At 24.2% G+C, this 13,558-nt stretch carries 14 protein-coding genes; 3 read left to right on the top strand and 11 right to left on the bottom strand.

Annotation, left to right across the window (positions count from 1 at the left end; genetic code table 11):
- Positions 1-16 precede the first annotated feature (16 nt).
- The 6 genes from I4U89_RS08365 to I4U89_RS08390 form a co-directional block, all read right to left on the bottom strand.
- Entirely contained in the window at positions 17-361 is a 345-nt protein-coding gene (locus tag I4U89_RS08365; RefSeq protein WP_195939916.1) for a hypothetical protein, read from the bottom strand.
- Positions 362-412: 51 nt separating this feature from the next.
- The gene (locus tag I4U89_RS08370; RefSeq protein ID WP_195939917.1) at positions 413-2,125 is read right to left on the bottom strand and encodes an Eco57I restriction-modification methylase domain-containing protein; all 1,713 of its coding nucleotides are present in this window, start codon (positions 2,123-2,125) and stop codon (positions 413-415) included.
- Positions 2,126-2,177: 52 nt separating this feature from the next.
- A complete protein-coding gene (locus I4U89_RS08375) occupies positions 2,178-3,080 on the bottom strand; it encodes a patatin-like phospholipase family protein (RefSeq protein ID WP_195939918.1) in 903 nt (300 codons plus the stop codon).
- A 75-nt stretch (positions 3,081-3,155) separates the two neighbouring features.
- Positions 3,156-4,772 (bottom strand): putative bifunctional diguanylate cyclase/phosphodiesterase, encoded by a 1,617-nt coding sequence (locus I4U89_RS08380; protein ID WP_195939919.1) that lies wholly within the window; start codon positions 4,770-4,772, stop codon positions 3,156-3,158.
- A 230-nt stretch (positions 4,773-5,002) separates the two neighbouring features.
- Entirely contained in the window at positions 5,003-5,839 is an 837-nt protein-coding gene (locus I4U89_RS08385; protein ID WP_195939920.1) for an N-acetylmuramoyl-L-alanine amidase family protein, read from the bottom strand.
- 97 nt (positions 5,840-5,936) lie between these two features.
- A complete protein-coding gene (locus tag I4U89_RS08390) occupies positions 5,937-6,581 on the bottom strand; it encodes an undecaprenyl diphosphate synthase family protein (RefSeq protein WP_195939921.1) in 645 nt (214 codons plus the stop codon).
- Between the two features lie 195 nt (positions 6,582-6,776).
- Between I4U89_RS08390 and I4U89_RS08395 the strand changes: the two genes are divergently transcribed.
- The 3 genes from I4U89_RS08395 to I4U89_RS08405 all read left to right on the top strand — a co-directional run bounded on the left by I4U89_RS08395 (position 6,777) and on the right by I4U89_RS08405 (position 10,036).
- Positions 6,777-7,244, top strand: a complete 468-nt coding sequence (locus I4U89_RS08395; protein ID WP_195939922.1) for a DUF4358 domain-containing protein — start codon at positions 6,777-6,779, stop codon at positions 7,242-7,244.
- 250 nt (positions 7,245-7,494) lie between these two features.
- Positions 7,495-8,871 carry an MBOAT family O-acyltransferase gene (locus tag I4U89_RS08400; RefSeq protein WP_195939923.1) on the top strand — a complete coding sequence of 459 codons (1,377 nt, stop codon included), beginning with the start codon at positions 7,495-7,497 and terminating at the stop codon, positions 8,869-8,871.
- Positions 8,872-8,881: 10 nt separating this feature from the next.
- Positions 8,882-10,036 (top strand): DHHW family protein, encoded by a 1,155-nt coding sequence (locus I4U89_RS08405; protein ID WP_195939924.1) that lies wholly within the window; start codon positions 8,882-8,884, stop codon positions 10,034-10,036.
- Positions 10,037-10,201: 165 nt separating this feature from the next.
- On the opposite strand, the gene I4U89_RS08410 is transcribed toward I4U89_RS08405, so the two are convergent.
- The 5 genes from I4U89_RS08410 to I4U89_RS08430 all read right to left on the bottom strand — a co-directional run bounded on the left by I4U89_RS08410 (position 10,202) and on the right by I4U89_RS08430 (position 13,446).
- Positions 10,202-11,461 (bottom strand): sensor histidine kinase, encoded by a 1,260-nt coding sequence (locus I4U89_RS08410; protein ID WP_195939925.1) that lies wholly within the window; start codon positions 11,459-11,461, stop codon positions 10,202-10,204.
- Between the two features lies 1 nt (position 11,462).
- On the bottom strand, positions 11,463-11,585 hold the full coding sequence (locus tag I4U89_RS08415) for a cyclic lactone autoinducer peptide (RefSeq protein WP_195581402.1): 123 nt from the start codon (positions 11,583-11,585) through the stop codon (positions 11,463-11,465).
- 1 nt (position 11,586) lies between these two features.
- Complete coding sequence (locus I4U89_RS08420; RefSeq protein WP_195939926.1) at positions 11,587-12,165, bottom strand: accessory gene regulator B family protein; 579 nt, start codon at positions 12,163-12,165, stop codon at positions 11,587-11,589.
- Positions 12,166-12,281: 116 nt separating this feature from the next.
- Positions 12,282-12,794: an amidase domain-containing protein gene (locus tag I4U89_RS08425; RefSeq protein ID WP_195939927.1), complete on the bottom strand. Its 513-nt coding sequence runs from the start codon at positions 12,792-12,794 to the stop codon at positions 12,282-12,284.
- Positions 12,795-12,810: 16 nt separating this feature from the next.
- The gene (locus tag I4U89_RS08430) at positions 12,811-13,446 is read right to left on the bottom strand and encodes an RsiV family protein (RefSeq protein WP_195939928.1); all 636 of its coding nucleotides are present in this window, start codon (positions 13,444-13,446) and stop codon (positions 12,811-12,813) included.
- Positions 13,447-13,558 lie beyond the last annotated feature (112 nt).

Below are 13,558 nucleotides of genomic sequence, written 5' to 3' on the forward strand. Positions count from 1 at the left end.
ATATCTTTCGAATATTTTATCTTACTTCACTTATTGAACCTATTGTCTTTACATGCTTATTAAACATTCGCTCTTCCACTTTAGATAAACTTACTTTATCCATTATATAATTATTTGAATCTATTAAATATATTCTCTTGTAGCCGCTCTTAAAAAACGACATACATATTTTTTTTATGTCATCTTCATTTTCACATTCAAATATATAAGGCTCAACAACTAAGTTATATTTACTTCCTCTTAATCCTCTTGTCATTTGTTTATAATTATTTAAAAACTCTTTAGCTTCACGACTACTTATATATCCACTAACTTCTATATGAACAATTTGCCTTGTTTCATCTATATTAGCTTTTATCATATAGTACCCTCCCCCTTAAAATTTAGTTTTATACACTATATGAATTTCAATCTATATTAGTGATTTTATGTCTAAGGAGTCTTTTATAAGATTATCTATTTCTAGTTGTAAGCTGTCTATTTCCTTATTATTGTTTATATTATGTATTATTAATTTTGATAAATTTTCTATCTTATGATAATTATCATCTTTAAATATTTTTATTTTCATTACTTTATTAGGATAATAATCATAGATATTTTTACTTATCTTTTTAGCATTTATTTTATAATACTTATCATATATATTTGAATTTAGTATTCCAACTATATATTCTTCTGAAAATTCCTTTTTATATTCTTCTTTTATAAAAAATGAGTATACATCTGCGCTACAAAAGCTGTTGTTGTAATCTATTGCAAATTTATTTTGAGAAGATTTATAAGGATACATTATTTTTATTTGTTCAAATAAATTTTTATCTCTTCCCCATTGAAGTTTATACCACTTTCTTGTGTTGTTTACACATTCTCTTCTTTTACATAGTTTATCTTTATATTTTCCTATTATTTCTTCTATTTCTAACTTATAATCTTCTTCATCTTTTATATCATCTGAATATAGTAGTTTATAGTTACTATTTGAAATTGTGTATTTATTTATATTTTTATTTTTTATCCAGTTTCTTAATAATTTTTTATCTACCTTGTTTATTTTTTCATCTTTTATATCTAGTACAAAAGCTTTATCACATCCTGTGATTATTCCTTGAAAGCTTGTAACTATATCTTCTAAAGTATAATTACATTTATGTTGTATTTTATTATATAATTTTTTATCATTTTCATTTAATATAATCCAATTTTCATCTAGATTTTCTTGATTTATATAAAATTTTTCAAATTTGTTATTTTCTAATAGATATTTTAAATCTTCTATTTGTATATTTTCATTTATTGGTTTTAATATCTCTATTTTATCATTTTTATTTAAATCTTTAACTAAAGTTAGTATACAACTACAAACTCCAATATTTTTAAATACAGAAACTCCTAAAAAATCTATAATTTCTTTTATATATGTATTTTGGGATATATATTTTCTTAGGTATTTTCCTGATGGACTTTCTATAAAGTACCTAGGAGTTATCAAGCTACATACTCCATCTTTTTTTAGTAAATTTATGCACCTTTCATAAAAACAAAAATATAAATCAGACTTATCTCTATATGTATTTTTATATTCTTTAAGTAAAAATTTCTTATATTCTTTATCTAACTTTTTATGACCTATATATGGAGGATTTCCTATTATGTAATCAAATTTTTCATTGAAATTATGCTTTAAACTATCAGTACAGTATATATTTAGCTTTTTAATTAATACACTTTCATCCTTTTTATTTAGAGAGTTTATTAGTATATCTATTGCATCTTTATCTATATCATATCCATATATACAATTGCTTAGTATATGATTATGAATATTTTCTAATATAAAATTATCTCCATATATTTCATTTAACTTTTCTATGTTGTTTTCTATTAATCCATATAGTGTGTCATAAGCTTTTAACAAAAAATTACCGCATCCACAAGATATATCTAATACCTTTGGATACGGGTTATCTATTATATTGTGTTTTTTTAATGTATTTTCAAGAATATAATCCACTATTTCTCTTGGCGTATAGTAAATTCCCTTTTCTTGTTTCTTTAATGTATCTAAGCTATTTTCATAGTTTTTAGATACTACAAAATTATCCCCCTTAGTGTATTTTTTCATTTTCCCCTCCAAATTTTAGTATCCCTTTTTTATTTTAGTACATATAATTTTTTTACTTCCATTTTGTATTTAGCCAGTTAACAATATCTTTTACATCGTAATCCTTAGAAACTTTATTTAAGTAATCTAGAGCATTATAATTATCCATGCCTATATCTATATCTGTTTTAGGATTTACCCTATAGTAATTATCTTCTAATAGCTTTTTACAAAACTCATTACTAGTACTTAAATTACTTTCTAGTACTACAGATATTATTGGAAAATCAGGTTCTTTACTTAATATCCAATCTAGTGCTCCCCATTCACTAGTATCTTCTGTAATTTTATCAAATTTATATCCTGTACCTATTGATAGTATCCTCATATCATTTATATTTTTACCAATCTCTTTTGACATTGCATATATCAAGCAAGCTAAACTTGGATTATTTGCCATTATCCCACCATCTATATGATTTTTATAAGTTGAAAAAAAAATCAAAGCTGCACAACTTGACATAGCCACATCTACAACTCTTTCATTTTCTGTTTCTGAATTTGGTAGATTATTGTAATATATAGCCTTCCAGGAATTATTGTCATCTCCTATATAAAAAGTAGGAATTACAACTAGTTTTTTTAAATCTTTTAATCTTAAATCTTCTGGGAATATACTAAGAAGTACTTCTTTTAAATTATCATTATTATATTTTGGCCTTAATATTTCTTGTTGAGGATTTTTAAATATATATTTAGCATATTCTAATGAATATAGCTTTTTTATACTTTCACAACTTAATCCATAAGAAAGACCTAAAGCTATTAGGCTGCCTGTTGAAGTTCCTCCTAATAAATTAGTTTCTTTTAATATATTTGGATACTCTTTTTGTATTTTATCAAATATCCTTATACTTAAAGTACCTCTAAGACCACCACCATCAAATGTAAGCATATTAAAAGTAGATTTGTTCATATTTTCCCCCATTAAAATTTACTTTAATGTAAATTATGCAAAAATAAATAGGATGGTACCATCCTATTTATTTTGTTATAATGATTTATCTTTAATCAACCTATTGAAATTTTCTTCTTCTAATGGCTTTGAATATACATAACCTTGCACGACCTCTGCATTTATATTTTTTAATATTTCTATTTGGCTAGTATTTTCTACGCCTTCGCATATAGTAATTAGTTCTAAATCCTTTGATAAATTTAATATGGATTTTACCATAACTTGGGTTTTTACATCTTTTTCTATATCATTTAAAAGTGATTTATCTAATTTTAAAACATCTATACATATATCTTTAAGCCCACTTAGGTTTGAATTTCCAGTACCAAAGTCATCCATAGCTATCTTTATCCCTAAAGACTTTATATCACTTAATTTCTTATTTATAAACTTTAAATCCTTTAAAGCTGTAGTTTCTGTTACTTCTATCTCTATTAAATCTGGATTTATCTTATATTTTTTTAACATTTCTTCAATAAAATCTACTAAATCTTTTTGGTATAATTCTACCCTAGATAAATTTATAGCTATTGGAACTACATCTAATCCTTCATTTTCTTGTTTCTTTATAATTTTACAAACTTCTTCTAATACCCAACGACCTATTTTATTTATAAATCTAGTTTTTTCTGCTAAAGGTATAAATACCATAGGATTTATCATTCCTCTTGTTGGGTGTTCCCATCTTATTAAAGCTTCTGCTCCTACTACATCTTTTGTGTGTATATTAAACTTTGGCTGATAATATAATCTAAGTTGATTATTATCTATAGATTTAAATAAATCCCTCTCTAACTCTATCAACTTTTTCTTTTCTTGTTTTAACTTTTCATCAAAGATTACATGACTTATATTATTTATCTCCTTAGATTTAATTCTAGCCATATCTGCATTGCTTATAATCTTTTCTATATCATCTTCACCTTGTTCTACTTCACATAACCCAATAGAAACATTTACACTTATATTAAAATCTTTAATGTTTACATTTATAATTTTAGTTTTTATTAGATCTAATATATCCTTTATATCTTCTTTTGATTTTATCTTAGTGATTATTATAAATATATCTCCTGTAATTCGACCATAAATTCCTCTATCTTTGAAGTATTTATCTATGTTAATAACAATAGATTTTAATACTTCATCACCTGCTTTATATCCATATACATCATTTATTATTTTAAATTTATCTATGTCAAAACTTATAGCTATTAGATTTTCATTTTCATTTTCTGATAAATATTTTTTACCTTCTATTAAAATTTCATTGTATCTTACGAACTCATACATTTGCTTGTAAGATTTTTTATTTAAAAATATTTTTATTCTCTTATTTATAATTATAATTATGCAAATTATTATTAAAAAAATAACTATTCTTATTGCTCCTATTTTTATAATGCTATTTTTATCTAAATAGCTGTATTTTATATAATTTCCATCTACATCATTTATTTTTAAAGAAAATATATGCTTATTATCTCTAACGGCTTCGTCTAATTTTTTTATTGCCAATTCTTTTTGAATACTGTTTTTTATACCTTTTTCTGAGTACAATATCCAAGACAATCCAATTAGTAAAACAATCAATATAAACAGTGTAATCTTACTATAAATATATTTTTTATAATTCCCTTTTGTTTTCATCTACGTTCCCCTATTTTTTTAATTCATCACTATAATATTGTAAATTAATTTTAAATTCAAATCAACCTAAATCGACATATACCTATATAAATAACGATAAAGTTTAATTATCAATATTAATATATTAAAAAGTTAATATTTTAATTCCTATCTTTAAATTTATAGATTGACTATAATCTACAATCAAGTATAGTATCTTATAATAAAAAAAGTAGCTAATTAATAATTAGCTACTTTTTTCCATTTTTATCTAAAAATGATAGTATTCCTTGAGCAATTCCTTCTGATAGTCTATTTTGGTAAGTATTATCTAAAAGTTTATCTCTTTCTTCTTTATTACTTATAAATCCACATTCCACTACTACTGATGGCATATATGTTTGTTGTAACACTTGTATATGCTGTTGCTTTACGCCCCTGTCTTTCATAGTTACGTATGCTTTCATAGTGTTTTGTATAGTTTCTGCTAATAGCTTAGATTTATCACTTGGATCTGCATCTTGTCTATAATAAGTTTCTACTCCATTTGCAGTGTTACCGCCTGTTTCTGCATTCATTTGTATAGATATAAATGCATCTGCATTTTGAGAATTTGCAAGTATTGCTCTATCTGAAGTATTTAAAGTTTTATCATCAGTTCTTGTTAGTATTACTTGTATGTCATTTTGATTTGATAAAACAGCTGCTATCTTCTTTGATATATCTAGAGCTAAATCTTTTTCATATACTGCTTCATTTTCCCCTGGTGCCTTAATTCCAACATTTCCGGTGTCATCTCCACCATGTCCTGGATCTATTACCACAGTGTGTTTTACTTCTAGAGGTGTACTAGATTCTGACTCTAAATCAAATTGTTTACTATCCTCTATTTCTTTTTGTTTTTGTATTTCCTGTGCTTTAGCTTCTTTTATATTCCCTATAAGTTTAGAAGTAGATGCAGCCACTTTACTTATCCCAAATATTAGTGCTATGAATATACAAATTACAAAGATTAGCTTTTTCTTATTGATTCTTTTTGTTTTAGTTTTTCTCACACTTTGCTTTCTTATATTCCTTTTTTTTGACATTGCTATCCCTTCCTGAAATCATTTTGAATTTCTCTAATGTATTTTAACATTTAAGAAGGTTAAATTGCAACTTAATGTCCTTATTTAATTGATGATTTTATCCTCCAAGGGTTATATCTTGTTTATCATACCATGTAAGTGCTTCATTTATATGTTTTTTATTAAAGTCAGGCCAATAATCCTCTACTACATAAAAATCTGCATATATAGATTGTACTGGTAAAAATCCGCTTAGACGTCTTCTCCCACCCCATCTAATAATTAAATCTAATCTAGATACATCATTAGATTGTATATTGTTATGTATATTATTTTTATTTACTCCTTTTGCATTAGCTAGTGTATTTAAGTCCCAATACCAACCATAATTAACTAATAAATTAGCTTTTATCTGACCTGGTTTTTCTTTAGTTCTTTTGGTATATGGTAAAAGTTCTTTTGGAAACATTTTAGAGTCAGCATTTCCTATTACTAATAAAGATGCCCCTTCATCTAAAAGTCTATTTGCTGCCTCAACACACGCTTTAGTAAATGATTCTGTCTGATAACTAGGTCTTCTTGTATTATCTGTAGTAAATCCATAAAAAGTTACTTCTTCAACACCTAAATCTCTTAGCTGTCTATAACTTTCAATACCAGGATCTAATCCATTTTCATACCCTTTATCTTTTCCCATTCCTTTATTTTGTGCCCATCTTCTATTACCATCTGGTATTATTCCAACATGTTTTGGTATTCTCATATGCTTCACCTCTCTATTGGAATTATTTACAATTTTTATAAAAATTACTCCTTATGCGTTAAATTTCATTATATATCTTTTTAATTTTAAATGGTAATTTTTTACAATAATTTTAATATTAAAGTAATTGATTTTAATTATTACATATAGTAGACTATATTTAATAATTAACATGGATATATTTGGGAGGTTTGCATGAAAAAATTTTTAGCACTATTTACACTTATTTTTTCTTTAGGCTTAGTTGGATGTTCATCTAAAACTGAAGTTAAAGATGTTCCTGTAAATGATATAAAAGATGCTATAAATAATGAATCCACTTTACCTGTTCAACCAGTAGCTGATGTAGATGCAAAAGACTTCTATATATTTGAAAATGTAAAAGATAATATACAAGAGGGATTTGTATTACAGTCTATGATAAATGTCAATCTTTTAGATGTTTTTGTGGTTAAGACTGACAATGTTGAAAAGATTAAAAATGCTATTGATGAATATAAAAATAGTGATTCATTTAAAATGTTTGCTGATGGTTATGGTGGGGAAGATAATATAACTGCTGCAGCTAATTCAATTTTAAAAAGTAAAGGGAATTATGTTTACTTTATAGCTACTACTAATGCAAAGGATGTAGAATCTAAGATATTAAAATTAATAGAATAATATAAATATAAAAGCTGTCTCGAAATAAATTGTGACAGCTCTTTTTACGCTTAATGAAATTATGATACTTCAAAAATGTCGATAACTATTATAGTTAAATAATTCCAATCGGTTTGCCGAGCGTAAAAATACACTTTAAGCAACGGACGAAGTCGTTTGAGCAACGTGTTGGCGAAGTACTTGAGCGACATGAGTGAAGCGAATTTTTTGTATAAACTTTATTTAGATAAAATTTAGGAGGTTTATTAATTTGGTTTTTAGCAGTATAGCATTTTTGTTTTATTTTTTACCATTAGTTTTATTTTTTTATTTTATATCTCCTAATAAGGTAAAAAATTTAGTACTTTTGATTTTTAGTTTGATATTTTATGCCTGGGGAGAACCTGTATATATTTTTATAATGTTGTTTTCTTGTATAGTTGACTATATACATGCTCTAATAATTGATAAATACAGAGGTACTTTTAAATCTAAGTTAGCTTTAATATCTTCTATTATTATTAATTTAAGCTTACTTGCTTTTTTTAAGTATAGTGATTTTTTTATATCTATATTAAATAATTTAATTAGTCTAAATATACCTTTATTAAACCTTAGTCTTCCTATTGGTATCAGTTTTTATACATTTCAGACTATGTCTTATAGTATAGATGTTTATAGAAATGATTCTCCTGTTCAAAAAAATATAATAAACTTAGGTACTTTTATAACTCTATTTCCACAGTTAGTTGCAGGACCTATAGTTAGATATCATGATATATCACATCAACTTATTAATAGATGCATTAATTTTGATAAGATTTATGAAGGTGTTTATAGATTTATAATAGGTATATTAAAAAAGGTAATACTTGCAAATAATCTAGGTGCTATATGGTTTAGCATTAAGGCTACACCTTTTAATGATTTATCTAATTTAACGGCTTGGCTTGGAATAATCTGCTTTACTCTTCAAATTTACTTTGATTTTTCAGGTTATTCTGATATGGCAATAGGTCTTGGTAAAATATTTGGTTTTGACTTTTTAGAGAATTTTAATTTTCCTTATATTTCTAAATCTATAACTGAATTTTGGAGGAGATGGCATATAAGTCTTGGTATATGGTTTAGAGATTATTTGTATATTCCTCTTGGCGGTAATAGATGTAGTAAGGGTAGATGGTTTTTTAATATTTTTATAGTTTGGTTTTTAACTGGACTTTGGCATGGTGCTAGCTTTAATTTTATATTATGGGGGCTTTACTTTGGAGTTATTCTAATTGTTGAAAAGTTATTCTTATTAAGTTTTCTAAAAAAACTCCCTAAGTTTTTAAGTCATATATATGTTATGTTTTTAGTTATTATAGGATTTGTTATATTTGAGATAACAGATATTAATAGTATTTTAATCTATTTAAACTCTATGTTTAATTTTAATAACAATTTTGTAGATAGTACTTTTTATTATTATTTTATACCTAATATAATTTTAATAGTTTTTTCTATAATAGCATCTACTCCTATTATAAAAATAATTCTAGATAAATATGAAATTTTAAGATTTATAACTTTAGTTGTTGGATTTATAGTGGCTGCTTCATTTTTAGTGGACTCCTCTTTTAATCCATTTCTATATTTTAGGTTTTAGGAGGTAGACTTTGAAAAAGAAATATAATATTTTTAAACTTATGACTTTAATTTTTTTCTTTACTTTTATATTTATAGTACCTTTATTTACATTATTTACTGAAGATAAAAAAATTAGTGAAATAGAAAATAAGATACTTACCCAATTCCCAGAAATTTCTCTAGAAGATATTTATAGCAAAAGATTTTTTAATAATTTCGATAAATATACTTCTGACCAATTTCCACTTAGAGCTAATTTTTTAGAACTAAAAAATTCTTTTAGTTATTTAGTAGGCCAAAGAGAATTTAGAGAAATATACCTAGGAAAAAAACATAGACTTATGGAAAAGTTTGTATTTAATAAGGATATAATAGATAAAAATATTTCCCAGGTCATAAATATGTCAAAATATGTTCACGATAAATATAATATACCTTCTACTTTAATGATAGTACCTAATTCTATAGCCTTTTATAAAGATGAACTTCCTTCTTGGGCTATAACTGATAATCAGTATGATGCTTTAAATTATATAAATAATAATATAAGCTCTATCTCAAAAGACATAAAATTATCTAATGGTAATAGTTTTATTAATTTTTATACTCCTTACAATGTTTTAAATAAATACAAACAATTACCAATATACTTTAATACAGACCATCATTGGACTCAGCTTGGGGCAAAAATAGCTTATGATGATATGAATAATACACTTAATATAGATAATATTTTAAAAAATTATAATAAAATCTCTAGTGATTTTTATGGTACCTATTACTCTAAGGCAATGCTACCTATGATAAAAGGTGATGATATATACTCTTATGATAAATATAACAATTTTAATATAACTATTGATTTTAATAAAAGATACAATACTTTGTATGATAAGGATAAGCTAAGTGGGAAAAATAAGTATCAATACTTTCTTCATGGAGATCCTGGTATATGTCTTATAGATGGTAGTGGATCTGGAGAAATTTTAATATTTAAAGATTCTTATGCTCACAACTTTATTCCTTTTTTAGCTTATAATTATGCTAAGATTCATGTTATAGATCCTAGATATTATAAGGTAGATATAGATAAATATCTAAGAGAAAATAATATTGATAAAATTCTTTATATACATAATTTACAAAGTATAAATACTTATAATCTATATAAAAATATTTTTTAAAATAAAAATTATTAAAAAAGCTATGAAATATATAGTTTAATCTATACACTTCATAGCTTTTTATATTATCTTAAATATTTATATATTTAAAATATTCCCTTTTTGTTTTGCTATAGTACCCCTGGTGATAAAATACCGTCTATAAAAATTTATGGCAACTATATTCTATACTGAAAATAATATTTTAAATTCTGTATAATCAACATTGCTATCTACATAAATCTTTCCTTTGTTCTTTTCCACTAATTCTTTTACTATTGCTAATCCAAATCCATTTTCTTTTTTATTCATATTTTTTTTCGTTGTAAAACCTTCATCAAAAATTTTATCAATTATTTTTTCTTCTATTTTAGGTCCATTATTTTTAATACTTATGTATATATTATTAAATATTTTATATGTCTTTATAATGATTAAACCATTATCACCTAATGCTGTTATAGAATTACTTATTATATTTGATAAAATTTTTTGTAGGTCATACTCTGATATATTTAGGTTTTGAATGTCACTTTCTTCTTCTACTATTATATTTATATCCTTAAAATCAAAAGAATTAACTATACATGTAATTATAGAATTTTCATTTGATATAATTTTTATATTACCTGATACTTCATTATTTCCATTTATTATATGCTTTAGAAGTTCACCAAGCCTTTCATATTGTTCCATTATGTATAGCCCATTTATGTAAGAAATTTGTGAACCATAGTCATGTTTTATTTTTTTAAGTTCATTATTTTTATTACTTAATGCTATATTTAACTTTTCTATTTCATTAATTTTTTTGTTTACACTTATAATATACATAAATAACGATATTAAGAATATAACACAACTAATTATTATTAAATTCTTAAAAACAACACTATCATTTCCATGTATGATTAATGATAAAGAAAGTATATAGTCAAAAGAAAGTACGAAAAATACTCCAACTTCAAAGCAATATTTATATCTATTAAAAATTTTATATATTGAGTATATTTTATTTTTAAATACAAATATAAGCATTTCTATTGCATATATTGGTAAATACATAGTCAATATTGTAGATAATTCAGTATTATTTAATAAATCTTGCGTATATGACCAATGTATATTCCCAGCTATTATCACAGACATTTGCATTATAATGTATATTATAAAATATGAAGTTATTGCTTTACTATAATGGTTAAAATAAGAACATGCTATTATTACCATATCAAGTATATTCATTATAATTATAGATAAAGATGTTCCTCCTATTAATTTAGTTACTATAGTTATATTTGCAAATATAACTACAGCTGTAAGTATAAATTTAATAGTTCCATCCTTTTTGCTAATTAGTCCTTCTTTTTTCAAACAGTAGTACGGAAAATAACTTATTAATATAGACTGTATTATAGAATTTGTTATGTCTGCTATAGTTAACATATTACCTCTTGTTTTTCATTGATTCAGGCATTTTTTCAGTCCCTACTAATAACAGAGAAGCTGCTCCTGTATTCATAACAACCACTGATAATAAACACATTAATCCACCCATTATTTTTTTCATTTTACAAATCCCCCTTAGTTTTGATTTTATATTTTTTATTAAACATAAGACATGAGTCTATAACTAATGTCCATGTTATAATGCTACTATAAATTCCTTTTGAGCTTAATATTAAAGCTATTATAAAGAATGTAGTGCAACTTATTGTTGCAATAATTCTATTTTTTCTTATTAAATCTTCTCTAGTAAGTGGCATATCTTCATTAATTATTGGTGCTTGATGATATACACTAAAAATATTTATTAAATTTAACAGTATAATACTAATTAAATTTAAATTATTACTTATAGATAAAATAATTATAATCCCTGATAGGATAATTGTTGCTACTAGGCATTTAATTTGTGTACTTTCATGATATCCACCTGTAAATGGTTTTGTAAGTCCCATAACAATCATTACTAAAGATATTTCTTTAAAAAGACCTAATAAAGAAAACAATAATACCACAATAAATATTTTTGTTATTTCAAATAAAAATATACTTAATGTATACTCAATTTCATCTTTTACTTCATTTGTGTATCCATTATGATCACAAATATCTTCTGTAAAACTTCTTATTTTTTCTCTAATCATTTATATTCCTTTTTACACTACCTTTTAATCATTTTATAAAATAATTTTTTTAAATAAAAGTGTTCTCTGTAATATTATAGCTAGAGAACACTTTAATTTCAACAATTTAATTCATATTATTGGTAATATCCTAAAATTTTTATATATCTTTGTTCTCCCTCTTTTAAACTAAGAGGATAATCTAGTAAGTCATAAGTATGTTGACAGATAAGGTAATCTACTAAATATTCTCCATCTAATATTATATCTGTAACTATCATTGCATGATATGCTACATTATCATATACAAGTTGAACTATATCTCCTAGTTCTAATTCATTGTATGCTGCATCTCTTGCATATACTCCATAGTTTTCAGTGGAAATGCCATTATTTCCTACTATATATTGGTAAAAGGGCTCTGATGCTGTCCAAGTTGGAGTTCTTGAATATTCACTATACCAATACCATTTTTTAAGTACATGTTCTCCAATATTATCAAAAGGAATATTTCCAGCCCTTAGACACTGTGATACATAATTTGTGCAATCTCCTCCATAAAATTCATAGTTTGCATAAGCAGGATTATGATCTAGTGCCCATTTTCTTGCATAAGCTACTGCTTTTTCTCTATCATATTCTTTTAACATATTATCCCCCTAAAAATTATTTTTTGTATATTTTTTTCTTTGTATAATTACTTAAATGCTCTTCAAATTCATAAAAACTAATCTTAAATTCTATTGGCGTAGATATTAATTTATCAAACTCATAACTAGAAAAACATATGACCACTGCATTTTCTTCTATATAAAAAGATTGGTCTTTTGAAATTCCTAAAAAACCTTCAATATCTTCTTCATCATAACAATATCTCTCTAATATAGAGTCTATATTCTCTATTATTTTTTCATTTATTCTTTTTATATAGTAGCTGTCTTTTTTAAATAAATCATCTAATGTTATATACTTATCTTCTTTTAAATCATAGTTATATGAATTTATATAACTTATTCCATATAGCCCCGCTACTTGAGAAAACTCCATAACTATACTTATCATATCTTCAGTATTAAAATGTACATTATACTCTGATATTATGTTTTTGTTAATGCTTATATAATCAAATTCATTTTGTAATTCTATAACTTCTTTAAATATTTCTACATCTTCATATATATCTTTATTAAGTTTATCTACGTTATTATGGTTTATACCTTCAATTTGTATAATTGGATAGTTCAAGTTATAAGATATTCCTTTATGCACTTCATTAATTTGGTTTTTATCAACATATAACATTTACTTCCACCTCTTTATTTTTACCTTTATTACTTTATATGAATAGGTTCTTTATTTTGATATATATTATATATAAAGTTATATTTGTATATTTTTTGTTACATATATACTA

It is taken from the genome of Romboutsia sp. 1001713B170131_170501_G6 (assembly GCF_015668195.1).
Lineage (GTDB): Bacteria > Bacillota > Clostridia > Peptostreptococcales > Peptostreptococcaceae > Romboutsia_C.